The organism is Clavibacter nebraskensis NCPPB 2581 (genome assembly GCF_000355695.1).
GTDB lineage: Bacteria > Actinomycetota > Actinomycetes > Actinomycetales > Microbacteriaceae > Clavibacter > Clavibacter nebraskensis.
Window position 1 is genome coordinate 3,045,705 of the sequence record NC_020891.1, and the last position, 17,892, is coordinate 3,063,596.

Genomic DNA, 17,892 nt, shown 5'->3' on the forward strand with positions numbered 1-17,892 from the left:
CGCTGCCCCACGATATGGATCCGGTCACACCAGCACCAAATGCCCCTGTGGACGAGACTGTGGACAAAGTGGGCGAAACGCCGGGGATCGTGTGGACTAGCTGGGGACAAGCCTGTGCACTACTGACTTTTTTCGGACCGGAATACGCACCTGACCTGGGATGGAGTTCTCACCCACCAGTGTGGGAAAACTAGTCTGCACCAGGGCTTGAGGGTTCGTCTGCTAGGGGTCCGCCTGTGGATGGGACTGGGGATCCAGGGCCCTCTGACCGGCTGGTTAACCGCCGATGGCGGTGGGCTCCATGAGCCCACCGCCATCGATCTCGTGTTGCGTTACTTCGCGGCGACGACCTGCAGGCTGATCGTGGCGACGATGTCGTCACGGAGCCGGATCGTGGCCTCGTGGTTCCCCGTGGCCTTGATGGCGTTGGGGATCTCGATCTTGCGCTTGTCGACCTGGCCGATGCCGGACTCCTCGACCGCCTTGGCGATGTCGGACGTCTTGACGGAGCCGAAGAGGCGTCCGCCCTGGCCGGCCTTGACGGTCAGCTTGACGATCTTGGCCTCGAGGCGGCTCTTGAGGTCCTGCGCCTCCTCGATGGTCGCGTGCTCGCGAGCGGCACGCGCGGCCTTGATCTGCTCGATCTGCTTCTCGCCGCCACGGCTCCAGATGACCGCGAAGCCCTGGGGGACGAGGTAGTTGCGGGAGAACCCGTTCTTGACCTCGACGACGTCGCCGGGGGAACCGAGGCCGGAGACCTCGGTCGTGAGGATCACTTTCGACATTCCATTACCCCTTAACGGCCGGAGCCGGCGTAGGGGAGAAGTGCCATCTCACGCGCGTTCTTGACTGCGCGCGCGATGAGGCGCTGCTCCTGCACCGAGACACCGGTGATGCGACGAGCGCGGATCTTTCCCCGCTCGGAGATGAACTTGCGGAGGGTGGCGACATCCTTGTAGTCGATGACGCCGACGCGGATGGACTTCGCCGGGGCGGCGTTCTTGCCGCCCTTGGCTCCGCGGAGAGGCTTGCGGCGGTCGCCGCTGCTCTTTCCAGCCATGATTCTTCCTGTCTTTCGTACGTAGTGCGACGAGCCCTAGAAGGGCGTCTCGTCGTTGAAGTTGCCGGGGTTGGACCAGCCGCCGTCGCCGCCGCCGGAGTTGCCGCCGGAGCTCGCGGGGGTGCCCCACGGCTCCTCGGCCACCTGCTGCTGGGGCTGTCCGCCACCGAACTGGCCACGGCCACCGCCGCCGGAGTTGCCTCCGCCGCCGTTGCCGCCGCCGCCGGCCGCGCGCGTGACCTGAGCGGTCGCGTAGCGGAGCGAGGGGCCGATCTCGTCGACCTCGAGCTCGATGGAGGTGCGCTTCTCGCCCTCCTTCGTCTCATAGGACCGCTGCTTGAGGCGGCCGGTCGCGACGACACGCGAGCCCTTGGTGAGCGAGGACGCCACGTGCTCGGCGAACTCGCGCCACACGCTCGCACGGAGGAAGAGGGCGTCGCCGTCCTTCCAGTCGTTGCTCGCGCGGTCGAAGGACCTCGGCGTGGAGGCGATGGTGAAGTTGGCTACCGCCAGCCCGTTCTGCGTGTATCGCAGCTCCGGATCACTGGTGAGGTTGCCCACGACCGTGATGATGGTTTCGCCGGCCATCGACTACTCCCCGGTCTTCTCGCTGGAAGCGGCCTGCGCCGCCGGCTTGCCGGGCGTCGCCGGAGCGGCGTCCGTGGCGGGCGCCTGAGGCGCGGCGTCTGCGGCCTTGGACGTGGCGGCTGCCTTGCGGGCGGCCTTCTCGTCGGCGAGCTTGCGAGCGGACGCGACCATGGCCATGGCCTCCTCGGCACGCAGCACCTTGGTGCGCATGACGGCCTCGCTCAGACCCAGCTGGCGGTCGAGCTCCTGCGTGGCCTCGCTCGTGGCGGTGAGCTGGACGACGGCGTAGATGCCCTCGTTCTTCTTGTTGATCTCGTACGCCAGTCGACGACGGCCCCAGACGTCGACGGAGTCGACGGTGCCACCGCTGGTGCGGATGACGTTGAGGAACTTGTCGAGACTGGGAGCGACGGTGCGCTCATCGATCTCGGGATCGAGGATCACCATGAGTTCGTACTGATGCGTCACTAACCCACCTCCTTCGGACTTGAACGGTCGCAGACGATCTGCGACAGGAGGGTATGTGCATCTGTCCGCGCGGGGCCGGGGAATCCCGTTGCCGGGCGGACAACCTCGCAAGACTACCGGATGGGGAGGAGTCGCACCAGGCCGAGGGCCGCGCTGACGCGGATCAGGCCTGCTCGGCGGCCCACCACGCGACGAGGCGACGCTCGGCCTCGTCCTCCGGGAGGGGGCCTTCGTCGAGTCGCAGCTCGAGGAGGAATCGGTAGGCGCGGCCCACGACCGGGCCCGGCGGCACGTCGAGGATGCGCATGATCGCCTCGCCGTCGAGGTCGGGGCGCACGGCCGCCATCTCCTCCTGCTCGGCGAGCTCGGCGATCCGGGTCTCGAGGTCGTCGTAGGCGAATCCGAGGCGGTCGGCCTTGCGGCGGTTCTGCGTGGTGACGTCGGCGCGCGTGAGCATGTGCAGGCGCTCGAGCTCGGGGCCGGCGTCGCGCACGTAGCGGCGGACGGCCGAGTCGGTCCAGCCGCCCTCGGTGTAGCCGAAGAAGCGGAGGTGCAGCTCGATGAGGCGCGCGACGGACGCGATGGTGTCGTTGTCGAAGCGGAGGGCGCGGAGTCGGCGCTTGGCCATCTTGGATCCGACGACGTCATGGTGATGGAAGGTCACGACCCCGCCGGGCTCGAGGCGACGCGTGGACGGCTTGCCGATGTCGTGGAGGAGCGCGGCCAGCCGGAGCACGAGGTCCGGCGCCTTGCCGGGGTGGCGGGAGCGCTCGTGGTCGATCGCCTGGTCGAGCACCTGGAGGGAGTGCTGGTAGACGTCCTTGTGGCGGTGGTGCTCGTCGGCCTCGAGCTTCATCGCGGGGAGCTCGGGCAGCACGTGCTCGGCGAGGCCGCCCTCCACGAGCAGGTCGAGGCCCGCGCGCGGCTCGGGCGTGCGCAGCAGCTTGGAGAGCTCGTCGCTCACGCGCTCGACGGAGATGTCGAGGATCCGCGGTGCCATGTCGCGGATGGCGGCGAGCGCACCGTCGTCGAGGCGGAAGCCGAGCTGCGAGGCGAAGCGGACGGCGCGCATCATGCGGAGCGGGTCGTCGCCGAACGAGACCTCCGGGGCGACGGGCGTGCGGAGCAGCTGGGCGAGGAGGTCGTCGATGCCGCCGGACGGATCCACCAGGACCACCTGGGGCAGGCGCACGGCAAGCGCGTTGACCGTGAAGTCGCGGCGCACGAGGTCCTCCTCGAGCGAGGAGCCGAACTCGACCTCGGGCTTGCGGGAGACGCCGTCGTACTGGTCGGTGCGGTAGGTCGTGATCTCGACCTGCTCCCCCTTCACGCGCGCGCCGATGGTGCCGAACGCGCGGCCGATGTCCCAGTGGGCGTCGGCGACGGGCTTCACGATCTCGAGGATGCGATCCGGGCGGGCGTCTGTGGTGAGGTCGAGGTCGGTCGCGGCTCGGCCAAGGAAGGAGTCGCGGACCGGTCCGCCGACGAGGGCGAGCTCGTGGCCCGCCTCGTGGAAGGCGCGGGCGAGCACGGCGACCGGGGGCGATGCGGCCAGCTCGCGGAGACGCTCGAGGGCCTGTGCGACGCTGTGCATGGTCGGACAGTCTACGGCGGGCGGCGACCGGCGTCGGCGTCCACGGCGAGGGCACACAGGCCGTGCGGGGCCAGCCATTTAGAATCGCCAGATGCACGCCGCGCCTCGACACGACGCCGGCCCCACCCGCACGGACAGAGCACTCCGGTCGATCCGGCGATCCGCCCGACGCACGATCTCCACCCTCGTATGCGTCACGGTCGCCGCCGGGACGCTCGCCGCCGGGACGGTCGCGGGTCCGTCGACCCCGGCGCACGCGGCCACCGACGGCGTGACGCTCACCGTCACGCCCGCGGCCGAGGGGATCCTCACCCCCGGCGAGGACCTCGCCGTCACCGTCTCCGTGGTCAACGCCACGGACGCCGCGGTCCCGGCCGGGCGCATCGACCTCGACCTCAACCGCACCGTCCTCGACACCCGCGCCAAGATCGACGGCTGGCTCAACACGGCGTCCACCGACCAGAACACGCGGACGGGCCCGCGCATCGGCCGCACCGACACCCCCGTGGTGCCCGCAGGGGGAACGGTCGACGTGGGCATCACGGTGCCGTCGGCGACCGTGGCGCTGCAGGGCAGCCGCGGCGGCTTCGGCCCGCGCGGGCTGACGGCCGAGCTCGAGGCGGGCGGCGAGGACGTCGCGACCGGGCGCGGGGCCGTCGTCTGGAGTCCGGGAGCGGATCCGGCCCCCACGCCCGTCGTGGCCGTCATGCCGCTCACCGTGCCGCCGAGCGCCTCCGACTTCATCGACGCCGAGGCCCTCGCGACCTACACCTCGGCGAGCGGCACGCTGACGCGCCAGCTGGACGCGATCTCCGGGCGGCCCGTCGCGGTGGGCATCGACCCCCGGATCATCGCGTCCATCCGGATCCTCGGCGCCGACGCTCCCACGTCCGCCGTCGAGTGGCTGCAGCGCCTCCGCGAGCTGCCGAACGAGACCTTCGCGCTGGCCTGGGCGGACGCCGACGTCGCCGTGCAGGCGCAGGCCGGTGCCGCGACGCTCCTCGCGCCCACGGACACCACCTACGCCGTGCGGGCGAGCCGGTTCGCCGCGCCGGGCTCGACTCCCGCGCCGAGCTCGACGCCCAGCGCGACCCCCACGGCCACGGAGTCCCCCGCCGCGAGCGGCACGGCCGGCGGATCCGCCGTCGCGGGAGCCGCGACCTCCGCACCGGCCGAGACGCCCGCCCCCTCGTCCAGTCCCGAGCCGAGCCCCACGCCCACCGCTCCGGCGCTCTCCCCCGTCCCGAGCCTCGCCGACCTGACCGCCTGGGACTACACGATCTCCGGCGTCTCCTGGCCGGCCGCGGGCACCATCACGTCCGGCGACCTCGGGGTGCTGGCCGCCAGCGGCACCACGACCGCGATCCTCGCGAGCGGCGACGTGCAGTCCACGGGCTCCGGGTCAGTCGGCGCCACCGGGAGGATCGGCGACACGACCGTGCTCGTGACCGACGCGCGGGTCTCCGCCCTCGTCGACCGCGCGCTCTCCGCGGAGACGGACAAGGCGTTCGGGATCACGCTGGCCGAGCTCTCGGCGACCCTCGCGGCCGATGCGCGCGCGGCCGACGGCCATGTCGTCGTCGCGGGCCTGGAGCGCGGCTGGGCGGCCTCCGGCGGCCGCCTGGGACAGCTGCTCGACGCGATCCAGGGGCTCCCCTTCAGCGACACCGCGCAGCTGGGCGCGGCCTTCGCGACCGCGCCCGTCCCCCTCCAGGTCGTCGACCACCCGGAGGACGCCACCCGGGTCCAGCGGGTCGCCGACGCGATGTCGCTCGAGGCCCAGGTCGACGCGTTCGCGAAGGCGGTCGAGCGTCCCGAGCTCATCACCGGCCAGCAGCGGATGCTCCTCCTCGCCACGCTCGCGAACCGGTGGCGCGACGACGCGGATGGGGCTGTGACCGTCCAGGACGGTTACAGCGCCCAGGCCCACGCGCTGCTGGACTCCGTGGCCATCACCACCCGCCAGAACACCGTCATCAGCGACACGACGAGCCTCTTGATCAACGTCAGCAACGCGCTCGACCAACCCGTCGCGGTACGGCTCTCGATCGTCGCGGGCAGCGGGCGGATCCGCGTCGACGACTCCGCGCTCGTCACGGTCCCCGCGCACGGCAGCGCTTCGGCCCGACCGCCCATCACCGCCATCTCGAACGGCGACGTCGTGGTCACCGCGCGGCTGACGACCGAGGACGGCTCCGTCCAGATTGGCGAGAGCGCGCCCGTCGAGCTCTTCATCCGCGCCGGCTTCGAGGCCGTCGTGACGACGCTGTTCGTCGCCGCGGTCGCCCTCCTATTCGGCTTCGGCCTGTTCCGCAGCATCCGCAAGCGCCGCCGCGCCCGCGCCCGGCAGCTCGCCGGCCTGCCCGAGGAGATCGATGACTGACCGGTTCGCGCCACGCCCCCCTGCCGCGGTCGCCTCGTGACGGCCGCGCCCGCCCCGCGCGGAGGCGGCATCGGCCGCGCGTCGGCCCTCCTCGCCTCGGGCACGTTCGTCTCGCGCATCCTCGGCTTCGTCAAGGCCATCGTGCTGCTGCAGACCATCGGTGCGACCCTCGGCAGCTCCAACGCGTTCTCCAACGCGAACCAGCTGCCCAACAACCTCTACGTGATCATCGCGGGCGGCGTCCTCAACGCCGTCCTGGTGCCGCAGGTCGTGCGCGCCGCGAAGCACGCGGACGGCGGCGCCGGGTACATCAACAAGCTCGTGACCATCGCGATCGTCGTGCTCGGCGGCGTCACGCTCCTCGCGACCGTCGGGGCTCCCGTCGTCTCGCGCCTCTACGCCGCCACGCTGCCGCCGGACGTCTTCGCGCTCGTCGTCGCGTTCGCGTACTGGTGCCTCCCGCAGATCCTCTTCTACGGGCTCTACGCCGTGCTCGGCGAGGTGCTGAACGCGCGCGGGTCCTTCGGCCCGTTCACGTGGGCACCGGTCCTCAACAACGTGGTCGCCATCGCCGGCCTGCTCGTCTTCCAGGCGATGTTCGGATCCGGCAGCCGCCCGGTCGACGACTGGAGCCTCGACAAGATCGTCGTGCTGGCCGGATCCGCCACCCTCGGCGTCGTCGCCCAGGCGCTCATCCTCTTCGTCTTCTGGCGCCGTGTCGGCCTCCGCTTCCGCTTCGACTTCGCGTGGCGGGGCGTGGGCCTCGGCACGGCGGGCCGCCTCGCGGGCTGGACCTTCGGCATGCTCGTCGTCACGCAGCTGGCCGGCATCGCGCAGTCGAACGTCGCGAACATCGCGGCCACCTCGGACAGCCCGTCGAGCACGATCCTCCTGAACGCGTGGCTGTTCTTCATGCTGCCGCACTCGATCTTCGCGGTCTCCATCGCCACCGCCTACTTCACGCGCATGAGCACGCACGCGGGCGAGGGCGACCACGACAGCATGCGGGCGGACCTCTCCTCCGCCGTCCGGCTCGTCGGCCTCATGACCGTGCTGTCCACCGCGCTGATCGCCGTGCTCGCCGGACCCGTGGCGCGCGTGATGGTGTCGGGCGACATCGGCGAGGTCCGCGGCTATGGCGTCGTCCTCATCGCCTTCATCCTCGGGCTGCCTGCGTTCAGCACCCTGTTCGTGCTGCAGCGCGCCTTCTACGCGCTCTCGGACACGCGCACGCCGTTCCTCATCCAGTGCGCGCAGGTCGTGCTGTTCATCGTCGGCGCCCTGGTCATCTCCCAGCAGCCCGTCGAGCTGATCGGCGTGGGGCTCGCCGTGCTGCAGACCGTCACGGTCACCGGGCAGGCCGTGCTGGCCGCGGTGCTCCTCCGCCGGCGCATCGGCCGCATCGACGGCCGCCGCATCCTCCGCGGCGCCGTCCGCTTCGTCGTGGCCGCGGTGCCGACCGCGCTCGTCGGCAACGCGCTGCTCACCCTCGCCTCCGGCGGCGCGTTCGAGGGAGTCGGCGTCGCGTCGAAGGGCCAGGCGCTCCTCGTCGGGATCACGCTGGCCGCCGTCATGACGGCCGTCTACCTCGCCGCGCTGGCCGCCATGCGCTCCTCCGAGCTGCAGCAGCTCGCGGGCCCCGTCATGCGCCGCATCCGCCGCCGCTGACCCCTCACGCCGCCGCACGTCCGACCCCCGTCGAGGCCTGTCCGCGCACACGACCCCGCCCGGTGGAGCCGCAGGAATAGCCGCTACCGTGGGTCTGTTGCAGAGGTGAGCGGGCGCCGGGAAGGCGCCCCGCCGAGCAGTGGAGGAGAAGCCGTCGTGCGTCAGATCATCATCATCGGTTCCGGTCCCGCGGGATACACGGCCGCCATCTACGCCGCGCGCGCCAACCTCACGCCCCTCCTCATCGCGAGCTCGGTCGAGGCCGGCGGCGAGCTCATGAACACCACCGAGGTCGAAAACTACCCGGGCTTCACCGACGGCATCCAGGGCCCCGACCTCATGATGGCGATGCAGGCGCAGGCCGAGCGCTTCGGCACCGAGGTCGTCCTCGACGACGTCACGTCGGTCGAGCTGACGGGCGACGTCAAGCGCGTCACCCTCGGCAACGGCGACGTCCACGAGGCCCTCGCGGTCATCGCCGCGACGGGATCCGCGTACCGCAAGCTCGGCCTCCCCGCGGAGGACCGCTTCAGCGGACACGGCGTCTCCTGGTGCGCCACGTGCGACGGCTTCTTCTTCCGCCAGAAGACCATCGCGGTCGTCGGCGGCGGCGACAGCGCCATGGAGGAGGCCACCTTCCTCACCCGCTTCGCGGAGAAGGTCTACGTGATCCACCGCAAGGACTCGCTGCGCGCCTCCAAGATCATGCAGGAGCGCGCGTTCGAGAACCCGAAGATCGAGTTCATCTGGAACGCGCAGGTGGTCGACATCACGGGCGGCGAGAAGGTCGAGGGCGTCGTCCTCCAGGACACCGTCACGGGCGAGCAGCGCCCGCTCGCGCTCGAGGGCCTCTTCGTCGCCATCGGCAACGATCCGCGCACGCACCTCTTCCACCAGCAGCTGGAGCTCACCACGGAGGGCACCATCGCCGTCGACGGCCGCTCCTCGCGCACGAACCTGCCGGGCGTGTTCGCCGCCGGCGACGTGATCGACCCCACCTACCGCCAGGCCGTCACGGCCGCGGCGTCGGGGACGGTCGCGGCGCTCGACGCGGAGCACTTCCTCGCGTCCCTTCCTGACGCCCTGCTCGACGCCGCCACCGACGGACCGGACGGCCCCGCGGGCCACGGTGCGCCGGCCGCCGGAAGCGCGGTGGATCCCGACGGCGAGCTCGTCGGCGCCGAGCGACCGTAGTCCCCGGCGCGACGCAGCGCCCACCCTCACCGGAGGATCCGGGAACCACCCGGACCCGCAGAACCACACGAAGGAGCACTCATGTCCCACTCCCGCGACGTCACCGACGCCAGCTTCCAGGCCGACGTCCTCGACGCCGAGAAGACCGTCATCGTCGACTTCTGGGCGCCCTGGTGCGGCCCGTGCAAGGCCGTCTCCCCCGTCCTCGACCAGATCGCCGCCGAGAACCCCGGCATCGAGCTCGTCAAGATCGACGTGGACGACAACCCCGAGATCGCCATGAAGTACAAGATCACGTCGATCCCGGCCATGAAGGTCTTCCAGAAGGGCGAGGTCGTCAAGACCGTCATCGGCGCCAAGCCGAAGCCGGCCCTCGAGCAGGAGTTCGCCGACTTCCTCAAGTAGCACCCGCTCCCGCCGCACCGGCGACGAGCACGACCGGAGGGCCCGGCACCGCGAGGTGCCGGGCCCTCCGTCGTCCGGCCGAGCACCGGGATCCCGGGCCGCCGCCCGTTAGGCTGGACGGCAATCGGACAGTGAGAGACGTGACGTGACACCTGCAGGCAGCCCCCGCGAATCCGCGGGCACCAACCTCGACCCCTGGTTCCCCCACTACGCGGAGAGGACCTCCGGCCTCAGCGCCTCCGAGGTCCGCGCCCTCTTCGCCGTGGCCAGCCGACCCGAGGTCGTCTCGCTCGCCGGCGGCATGCCGTTCGTCTCCGCCCTCCCGCAGGAGCTCATCGTCACGGCCATGGAGAAGGTCATGCGCGAGCGCGGCCCCGTGGCGCTCCAGTACGGCGGCGGCCAGGGCACCCCGGAGCTGCGCGAGGACATCCTCGAGATCATGGCCCTCGAGGGGATCCGCGGCAGCGTCGACGACATCGTCACCACCACGGGCTCGCAGCAGGCGCTCGACCTCGTCACGAAGCTCTTCATCGACCCGGGTGACGTGATCCTCGCCGAGGCGCCCAGCTACGTCGGGGCCATCGGCGTGTTCCGCAGCTACCAGGCGGTCGTCGAGCACGTCGTGATGGACGACGACGGCCTCGTCCCCGAGGCGTTGCGCGAGGCCATCGCGCGGATCCGCGGCGAGGGACGCACCATCAAGTTCCTCTACACGGTCCCCAACTTCCACAACCCGGCCGGGGTCACCATGTCCGCCGCGCGCCGCCCGGAGATCCTCGAGATCTGCCGCTCGAACGACATCCTCGTGCTCGAGGACAACCCCTACGGCCTCCTTTGGTTCGACCGCCCGGCACCGGACGCCCTGCGCAGCCTCGACGACGAGGGCGTCATCTACCTCGGCTCCTTCTCCAAGACGCTCGCCCCCGGCTTCCGTGTCGGCTGGGCCCTGGCGCCCCACGCCATCCGCGAGAAGCTGATCCTCGCGCAGGAGTCCGCCGTTCTCTCCCCCAGCTCCTTCAGCCAGCTCATCATCTCGGAGTACCTGCACGCATCCGATTGGAAGGGTCAGATCGACACCTTCCGCGGCGTGTACCGCGAGCGGCGCGACGCCACGCTCTCCGCGCTCCAAGAGCACCTGCCCAGCCTGTCCTGGACCGTCCCCAACGGCGGCTTCTACGTCTGGCTCAAGCTCCCGGAGCAGCTCGATTCCAAGCAGATGCTCCCCCGCGCCGTCACCGCGCTCGTCGCCTACACGCCCGGCACGGCCTTCTACGCCGACGGCCGCGGTCGCGACGCCATCCGCCTGTCGTTCTGTTACCCGACGCCGGAGCGCATCCGCGAGGGCGTCCGGCGGATGGCGGGCGTGATCGACGACGAGATGGACCTGCTCACGACCTTCTCCGGCACGGGCACGCTCGCGTCGCGTCCCACGACATCCGTCGTCACCCCGCCGCCGGACCTCGACTGACCCTCCGCGTCCACGAACACCGACCGAAACCGGACAGAGCATCATGACCGCACACGAGCCCCTCTCCGTCCTCGTCCTGGCAGGCGGCATCTCCCACGAGCGGGATGTGTCCCTCCGCAGCGGTCGCCGCGTCGCGGACGCCCTGCGTGCCGCGGGCGTACAGGTCTCCCTCCGCGATCCCGACGCCACCCTCCTCGACTTCCTCCGCGACACCCCTCCGGCCGTCGTCTGGCCGGTCCTCCACGGGGCGAGCGGCGAGGACGGCGCGCTCCTCGGACTCCTCGAGCTCGCCGGCGTCCCCTACGTCGGCTCCTCCGCACGGTCCGCCCGGCTCGCGTGGGACAAGCCGACCGCGAAGGCGATCGCGGAGTCCGCCGACATCCGCACACCGCGATCCGTGACCCTCCCCAAGGACACGTTCCGCGAGCTCGGTGCGGCCGCCGTCCTGCGCCTCGTCGCCGAGTCCGTGCCCGCCCCCTACGCCGTCAAGCCGGCGCGTGGCGGCTCGGCGCAGGGCGTCACCATCGTGAGCGACGCCGACGCGCTGCCGCGGGCCATGGTGGACGCCTACACCTACGGCGACGTCGCCCTGATCGAGCAGCTCGTGGTGGGCACCGAGGTCGCGATCGGCGTCCTCGACACGGGTGACGGGCCCGAGGCCCTGCCGGCGACGGAGATCGTGCCCACGTCGGGCGTGTACGGCTACGAGGCTCGGTACAACGCGGGCCTGACGCGCTTCTTCACCCCCGCGCGCATCTCCCCCGACGCGTCCTCCGCCGCGTCCGCGACGGCCGTCGACATCCACCGTGCGCTCGGGATCGGGCAGATGTCGCGGGTGGACATCATCATCGACGCGGCTGGCGATCCCTGGTTCATCGAGGTGAACGTGATCCCCGGCCTGACCGAGACGTCGTTGCTCCCGCAGGGCCTCGCGGCCGCGGGCGTCGAGGTGGGCGACCTCTACCGCCGGCTGGCCGAGGCTGCTCGGGAACCGTCCGTCGACCGCTGACGGATCAGCGCCGGATCACCACCTGATCGACTGGGGACGCGAACCGCGCGGTCGCAGCCCGACGGCGTCAACTCGCGTCGGCGTCCGGCACACCCATCTCCTGGGCGATGCGCGTCAGATCCCCCATCGTCGCGAAGTCGATGACGATCTGACCCTTCTGCGCCGACATCGTCACCCGAACCCGCGTGTTGAGGTGGTCGCCGATGCGCTGGGCCGTCTCGTCCAGGTGGGCGTTGCGGGCCGACGTCGCGCTCTTGCGCGGCGTTGTGGTCCTCTGCCCTCGCTGCGCGGCAGCCTCCGCCGCTCTCACGGACAGGTCCTCGTTGACAATCTTGTCCGCGAGGTGCCGCATGGCCTCCTCGTCGCCGGATGACAGGATGGCGCGCGCATGACCTGCCGACAGGACTCCGGCGGCGACACGATGCTGCACGTCCTCAGGCAGGCGCAGCAGGCGGATCGTGTTGGTGATCTGCGGCCGCGACCGCCCCAGCCGCTGCGCGAGCTCGTCCTGCGTGATCGCGAAGTCGGCGAGCAGCTGCTGGTAGGCGCTCGCCTCCTCGAGCGGGTTCAGCTCGGAGCGGTGCAGGTTCTCGAGCAGCGCGTCCCGGAGCATGGACTCATCCGCGGTGTCCTTGATGACAGCGGGGATGGTGTCCAGCCCGAGCTCCTTGGTGGCGCGCAGGCGGCGCTCCCCCATGACGAGCTCGTATCGCGCACGACCATCGACGTCGGCGCCCAGCGGACGCACGACGATCGGCTGCAGGACCCCGTACTCCCGGATCGACACGACGAGCTCCTGTAGTTCGTCCGGCCGGAAGTCCGTTCGCGGCTGCTGCGCGTTGGGGGTGATGTCCGCGGGGTCGAGGTTGGCGAGGCGCGCTCCGGGGACAGCGACGAGCTCCGGCTCGCCCGCGCCCTTCCGGGTCTCCGGCGGATCCCCGTGCACGCCGCTGGGCGCGCCTGCACCGACGCTGTCGGGGAAGAAGACGTCCACGGGGCGGCTGCGCTCGTCAGACGTGGGGATGAGCGCGCCGATGCCGCGACCCAGGCCGGTTCTCTTGGTTGCCATTACTTCGGGGCTCCTCGGTGTGCGATCTCGGCTGCTGCCTCCAGGTAGGAGAGCGCGCCGGGTGAGTTGGGGTCGAAGCTGATGACGCTCTGCCCGTAGCTGGGCGCCTCGCTGATGCGGACGGACCGCGGGATGAGCGTCGTGAGCGTCTGCTGGGGGAAGTGCTCGCGTACCTCCGCCGCGACCTGCTGGGCCAGGTTCGTTCGTCCGTCGTACATGGTCAGCAGGATGGTGGACATCTGTAGATCCGGGTTCAGGTGCTGCGAGATCAGCTCGATGTTGGAGAGCAGCTGACTGAGACCTTCGAGGGCGTAGTACTCGCACTGAATCGGGATCAGCACCTCTCTGGCCGCGCTGAACGCATTGATCGTGAGCAGCCCCAGCGATGGCGGGCAGTCGATCAGCACGTAGTCGAATTCACGGCCGTATTCCGACGCGAGGAATGCATCCAGCGCCTTCCGTAGACGGCGTTCTCGCTTCGGGAGGCTGACGAGCTCGATCTCCGCACCTGCGAGGTGGATGGTGGCGGGAACGCAGAAGAGCGTGTCGAACTCGGGACTTCGCTGCACAGCGTCCTCGACGGGGACCTCGTTGACGAGCACGTCGTAGACGCTCGTCAGCTCGCTGGACCGGTCTGCACCCAATGCCGTCGAGGCGTTGCCCTGCGGATCCAGGTCCACGACGAGAGTGCGCGAACCTGACTTCGCGAGTGCTGCAGCGAGATTGACGGTCGTCGTGGTCTTTCCGACACCGCCCTTCTGGTTCGCGATCGTGAAGACGCGGGTTCGATGAGGGCGCGGGAGGATCAAGCCGGCCAGCGCCTTCCGCCGGCGACTGGTCTCCGAGAGCTCTCGAGCGATGGGACTGAAGTCGTCATCCATTCGTATCACTCCATCCACGACATCCTGTGGGCGCGGTCCGAGACTGCAGGCCATGTTTCACGTGGAACATCCTGTCTCCGATTGGATCGCTCCCCGCAGCTAAAGCACTCACCATCAGCAATTTTCCTTGGAAGGAACGCATTGAGACATCACGCGACCCGTGCCCGGATCACACGCGTCACCTCGTCTACCTGGCCGGAACCGAGTGTGATGACGTCGATGTCCTCGAGGTGGTATTTGCGAATGGCCTTGCTTGCGGCTTCGACCTCGCGCTCCGCATTCGCCCCCTTCATCAGCACCAACTCGCCTCCCGTCTTCACGAGGGGCACCGTCAGTGGAATCAACTTGGAGAAGGCACTGACCGCTCGAGCCGTCACCTGATCCAAGCTGTACTCGGTCGCCACGTCCTCGGCGCGGGCCCGACGAACCTGCACGTTCTGCAACTCGAGATGGGCTACCTGCTCCTCGAGCCACGCCACTCGACGCTCCATCGGTTCGATCAGCACGAAGTCCACGTCGGGACGGGCTATGGCGATAACCAGCCCCGGGAGTCCAGCGCCCGTGCCGATGTCGCCGACCAAGCCCGGTGCCAGGAGCGGGGCGACCAGCACCGAATTGATGATGTGACGAGTCCACAGCCGTGGAGGCTCGAGCGGACCGATGAGCCCCAGCTCCTCTCCCCTGCTCCCGAGCTGAGAAGCGAATTCCCGTGCGACGGGCATGCGGTCACCGAACAGCGACTCGGCGACCTGCGGTTCCGGTTCGACGGTCGTGTGTTCGGGCATCGCATGTCCATCCTGTGATCGGTGGCCCAACCGAGCCCGTCAGGCGCCATCACGTGACTCAATTGACCTAATAATGGTCACGATCTACCGCCCGTGCGAGTTTAGCGTCGATCACCGAGTCGCTCGACATCCCTCGACCTGTGGCCCCTGGTTGTGCCCGAGCCTTGGCACGTTTCACGTGAAACGACGTTACGGGATCAGACGCACCGTAGCGGGCTGCGATCATCATTCGGGTCGCGCATGCGCGTCCGCACACGGCACGCCCGAATGAACGCGTTTCACGTGAAACATCTGCTCCCACTCTCCGTCAGGACGAAGGCGGACTCAGGCGGCAGACGAGCCGAACGGTCGAGCAGTCAACCAGCCAAGACACACCGCCTTCCGATGCCCTAGCGCGGCGGCGCGATCTCAGGTAGTGGGACGACGCTCGATCTACATCTGTTGCCGCTGTGGCTGCCGCTTGGTAACACGACCGTACTCAATCCGAGATCCACCACGACCGTCGCCGGGTGCACGAAAGGCCCGGTCGAAGGACCGGGCCTCTCACGCGCCTGCTCTCACGCCTTCGTGATCACCGTATGCCGGTCACGTCCCTCGCCTTCGGACTCGGACGTGTAACCTCGCTCGGCCACGATGTCGTGCACGAGCTTCCGCTCATATGACGACATGGGAGGAAGCGAGGCCGTGGCGGATCCAGCGGAGATGCGCTCGATGGCCCGATCGACCAGCTGGGCGAGCTCCACCTGCCGTGCGTCGCGTGATCCGCCGACGTCCAGAATCAGACGGCTGAAGACACCCGTCTTGTTCTGGACCGCCAGGCGGGTGAGCTCCTGAAGCGCGGTGACAGTCTCGGGCTTCGACAGCAAGCGCAGGTCCTCGGAGTCCGCAGCATCGACCGAAACGTATGCGCGGCCGCCACGCTGATCGATGTCGATGTCGCCGTCGAGGTCGCAGATGTCGAGGAGTTCCTCGATGTAGTCCGCCGCGATGTCCCCTTCGTCGACGCCGACGGACGTGGCCTCGACCTCGTCCGCGGGAAGGGAGACGCCGTCCTGATCGATGTCACTCGTCACGTCGGTCATCGGCTCTTGGATCCCGCCTGCTTCTTGGCGCGGTTCTTGCTCACCGGCTGCTGACGCTGGGCCGGCTTGCGCTCCTCCACGACGATGGTCGACGACTCGGCCGACGCCTCCGGAGCCACCAGCTTGCCCTTCCGGGCCAGGCGGGCTTCGCGCGCACGCGCCGCCTCGCTACCCGGAGTCGGCATGTTGCGGATGACGAGGAACTGCTGACCCATCGTCCAGAAGTTCGAGACCAGCCAGTAGAACATCACGCCGAGCGGGAAGGCGATGCCGGACACCGCGAACACCAGCGGGAGGATGTACAGCAGGATGCGCTGCTGCTTGAACATCGGGCTGGCCTTCGTCTCCTCGGACATGTTCTTGGCCATGATCTGCAGCTGCGTGATGAACTGCGACGCGCTCATGAGGATGACCATGGTGGTCGCGATGACGATGACGGTCACGTTGCCGTTGGCCGTGGAGATGGCGGACTGCAGAGGAGCACCGAGGAACGAGGACTCGCCGAAGGACCGGGAGAGCTGGGCGTTCAACAGGCCGATGCCCGGGAGCTCCTCGACGGCAGCACGGTGGAGCACCGAGTAGAGCGAGAAGAAGATCGGCATCTGCAGGAGCAGAGGGAGGCAGCTGCTGAGCGGGTTGGTCCCCGTGTCCTTGTACAGGGCCATCGTCTCGCGGGACATCGCCTCGCGGGAGAACTGGTCGCGCTTGCCCTTGTACTTGTCCTGGATCTTCTTCAGCTGCGGCGCGACCTCCATCATGCGGCGCTGGTTCTTGATCTGCCGCACGAAGATCGGGATGAGCGCGGCGCGGACCACGAGCACCAGGCCCACGATCGACAGCACCCAGGTGGCGCCGTTGTCGGGATCCAGCCCGAGCGTCGTCCAGAGCGTGTGGAAGCCGACCAGGATGAGTTCGATGACCCACTTGATCGGCCACAGGATCGTTCCGAGGAAGTCCATGAGGTGGTCGTTAGCCCTTTCCGTGGCTGGGTGCGACGACGAATCCGAGCCTCGTGCGTCGGTACTGCTGGACCCGGCGAGCGGGGACGTCGTCGATGCCGCCCTCCGCCCAGGGGTGGCACCGGCACACGCGCCATGCGGCGAGGAGGCCGCCGTGGACGAGCCCGTGCTCCTGGACCGCCTCGAGGCCGTACGCGGAGCAGGACGGGTAGTACCTGCAGACATCCCCGTACAGAGGGGAGACCACCCGGCGGTAGAGGCCGATCACGGCGATGGCGGCGTTCCGAGGCGCCAGGACGACGGAGGTCAGTGCCCTCTTCATATCGTCCTCACGGCCCGCGTCACGGCTGACGCCATCTCCTCCTGCAGGGTATCCCACGGTGTCCGCTCCATGCCTGGCAGTACGCGGATCACGATGGATATGCCCGGAGGCAGGGTGTGCAGGAGCTCCGCCGACAGGGCCTTGAGTCGCCTGCGGACCAGGTTCCGGGTGACGGCGTTGCCGACCTTCTTCGACACGATGAACCCGAATCGGGTCGGGGCATCGGCCGGTCCGGCGAGTGCCGACACGACCGCCGTGCCGGTCGTCGTCCGGCGGCCCCGTCTGACTATGGTGCGGTAGTCCGCACCGCTCGTCACGCGGTTCCGCCGAGCGAGCACGTGCTACGCGGAGAGCTCGGTGCGTCCCTTGCCACGGCGGGCGGCGAGGATCGCACGACCCGCGCGGGTGCGCATGCGAAGGCGGAAGCCGTGCTTCTTGGCCTTCTTGCGGTTGTTCGGCTGGAAGGTGCGCTTGCTCACGGTGAGTCTCCACTCAGGTTGGTCCACAGGGCCGACGAGTGCGGCTGGGAAGATGGGGCAGCCTCGAGGGGCTGGGTCAACTGCCTAAATCTACGGGCCGGGCGGCCTGCGGTCAAACCCGTGAGCGGGATCGTGATTATCCACACAGATCGGCCATCGGCCGGTATCGACATGCCGCCGTCGATAGGGTCGATTTGTCCTGATCTCCGACAGTGGCTACCGTGTGGCGTGGCCGCGACGCGTCGGGGATCGCCCGCGCCGTGCTGACGGCCCGTTCGCACACAGGGTGGATAACCCTGTGAGTAACTATGCTGTCCGCGGTCGCGGTACCCGGATGGTCCGCACCCTCGGAGCCTCCGGGGACGGACGCCGCACGCACGATCGCGACGCCCTTCCAGCGTCGACAGCAGTCCGCGCACCGCGTGGCGGCCCCGGCACCAGCCGTGGGACCGAGCCTGGTGACGGCAGATGGGGAAAC

Annotated in this window: 18 protein-coding genes and 1 pseudogene; 6 read left to right on the forward strand and 13 right to left on the reverse strand. The window is 69.5% G+C overall.

Annotation, left to right across the window (positions count from 1 at the left end; translation table 11 throughout):
* Positions 1-332: 332 nt before the first annotated feature.
* From rplI to CMN_RS14465, 5 genes and pseudogenes are all read right to left on the reverse strand, one after another.
* On the reverse strand, positions 333-785 hold the full coding sequence (gene rplI, locus CMN_RS14445) for a 50S ribosomal protein L9 (protein ID WP_012039647.1): 453 nt from the start codon (positions 783-785) through the stop codon (positions 333-335).
* Between the two features lie 11 nt (positions 786-796).
* Positions 797-1,060: a 30S ribosomal protein S18 gene (gene rpsR, locus CMN_RS14450; protein ID WP_012039648.1), complete on the reverse strand. Its 264-nt coding sequence runs from the start codon at positions 1,058-1,060 to the stop codon at positions 797-799.
* Positions 1,061-1,096: 36 nt separating this feature from the next.
* Positions 1,097-1,648 (reverse strand): single-stranded DNA-binding protein, encoded by a 552-nt coding sequence (locus CMN_RS14455; RefSeq protein WP_015491518.1) that lies wholly within the window; start codon positions 1,646-1,648, stop codon positions 1,097-1,099.
* 102 nt (positions 1,649-1,750) lie between these two features.
* Positions 1,751-2,095 (reverse strand): annotated as a pseudogene (gene rpsF / locus CMN_RS14460) (30S ribosomal protein S6); the annotation flags it as partial.
* 184 nt (positions 2,096-2,279) lie between these two features.
* Positions 2,280-3,710 (reverse strand): CCA tRNA nucleotidyltransferase, encoded by a 1,431-nt coding sequence (locus tag CMN_RS14465; protein WP_015491520.1) that lies wholly within the window; start codon positions 3,708-3,710, stop codon positions 2,280-2,282.
* Positions 3,711-3,801: 91 nt separating this feature from the next.
* On the opposite strand from CMN_RS14465, the gene CMN_RS14470 reads away from it, so the two are divergent.
* The 6 genes from CMN_RS14470 to CMN_RS14495 all read left to right on the forward strand — a co-directional run bounded on the left by CMN_RS14470 (position 3,802) and on the right by CMN_RS14495 (position 11,837).
* A complete protein-coding gene (locus tag CMN_RS14470) occupies positions 3,802-6,093 on the forward strand; it encodes a DUF6049 family protein (protein WP_015491521.1) in 2,292 nt (763 codons plus the stop codon).
* A gap of 36 nt (positions 6,094-6,129) precedes the next feature.
* Positions 6,130-7,761: a murein biosynthesis integral membrane protein MurJ gene (gene murJ, locus CMN_RS14475; protein ID WP_015491522.1), complete on the forward strand. Its 1,632-nt coding sequence runs from the start codon at positions 6,130-6,132 to the stop codon at positions 7,759-7,761.
* 156 nt (positions 7,762-7,917) lie between these two features.
* The gene (trxB, locus tag CMN_RS14480; RefSeq protein ID WP_015491523.1) at positions 7,918-8,955 is read left to right on the forward strand and encodes a thioredoxin-disulfide reductase; all 1,038 of its coding nucleotides are present in this window, start codon (positions 7,918-7,920) and stop codon (positions 8,953-8,955) included.
* 81 nt (positions 8,956-9,036) lie between these two features.
* A complete protein-coding gene (gene trxA / locus CMN_RS14485) occupies positions 9,037-9,360 on the forward strand; it encodes a thioredoxin (RefSeq protein ID WP_012039655.1) in 324 nt (107 codons plus the stop codon).
* Between the two features lie 145 nt (positions 9,361-9,505).
* Entirely contained in the window at positions 9,506-10,828 is a 1,323-nt protein-coding gene (locus CMN_RS14490) for an aminotransferase-like domain-containing protein (RefSeq protein WP_015491524.1), read from the forward strand.
* A 43-nt stretch (positions 10,829-10,871) separates the two neighbouring features.
* The gene (locus CMN_RS14495) at positions 10,872-11,837 is read left to right on the forward strand and encodes a D-alanine--D-alanine ligase family protein (protein WP_015491525.1); all 966 of its coding nucleotides are present in this window, start codon (positions 10,872-10,874) and stop codon (positions 11,835-11,837) included.
* A gap of 67 nt (positions 11,838-11,904) precedes the next feature.
* Here the strand turns inward: CMN_RS14495 and CMN_RS14500 are convergent, their stop codons facing one another.
* The 8 genes from CMN_RS14500 to rpmH all read right to left on the reverse strand — a co-directional run bounded on the left by CMN_RS14500 (position 11,905) and on the right by rpmH (position 17,414).
* A complete protein-coding gene (locus CMN_RS14500; RefSeq protein ID WP_015491526.1) occupies positions 11,905-12,906 on the reverse strand; it encodes a ParB/RepB/Spo0J family partition protein in 1,002 nt (333 codons plus the stop codon).
* The gene (locus CMN_RS14505; RefSeq protein WP_015491527.1) at positions 12,906-13,787 is read right to left on the reverse strand and encodes a ParA family protein; all 882 of its coding nucleotides are present in this window, start codon (positions 13,785-13,787) and stop codon (positions 12,906-12,908) included. The genes CMN_RS14500 and CMN_RS14505 overlap by 1 nt, the downstream gene beginning before the upstream one ends.
* A 149-nt stretch (positions 13,788-13,936) precedes the next feature.
* Complete coding sequence (rsmG, locus tag CMN_RS14510) at positions 13,937-14,572, reverse strand: 16S rRNA (guanine(527)-N(7))-methyltransferase RsmG (RefSeq protein WP_015491528.1); 636 nt, start codon at positions 14,570-14,572, stop codon at positions 13,937-13,939.
* 557 nt (positions 14,573-15,129) lie between these two features.
* Positions 15,130-15,654, reverse strand: a complete 525-nt coding sequence (locus CMN_RS14515; RefSeq protein ID WP_015491529.1) for a Jag family protein — start codon at positions 15,652-15,654, stop codon at positions 15,130-15,132.
* Positions 15,651-16,613 carry a membrane protein insertase YidC gene (yidC, locus tag CMN_RS14520; protein ID WP_015491530.1) on the reverse strand — a complete coding sequence of 321 codons (963 nt, stop codon included), beginning with the start codon at positions 16,611-16,613 and terminating at the stop codon, positions 15,651-15,653. The genes CMN_RS14515 and yidC overlap by 4 nt, the downstream gene beginning before the upstream one ends.
* Before the next feature lie 10 nt (positions 16,614-16,623).
* Positions 16,624-16,935, reverse strand: a complete 312-nt coding sequence (yidD, locus tag CMN_RS14525) for a membrane protein insertion efficiency factor YidD (protein WP_015491531.1) — start codon at positions 16,933-16,935, stop codon at positions 16,624-16,626.
* A complete protein-coding gene (gene rnpA, locus CMN_RS14530) occupies positions 16,932-17,273 on the reverse strand; it encodes a ribonuclease P protein component (RefSeq protein WP_015491532.1) in 342 nt (113 codons plus the stop codon). Before rnpA ends, yidD begins: the two co-directional genes overlap by 4 nt.
* A 3-nt stretch (positions 17,274-17,276) precedes the next feature.
* Positions 17,277-17,414, reverse strand: a complete 138-nt coding sequence (gene rpmH / locus CMN_RS14535; protein WP_012039665.1) for a 50S ribosomal protein L34 — start codon at positions 17,412-17,414, stop codon at positions 17,277-17,279.
* Positions 17,415-17,892: the final 478 nt, after the last annotated feature.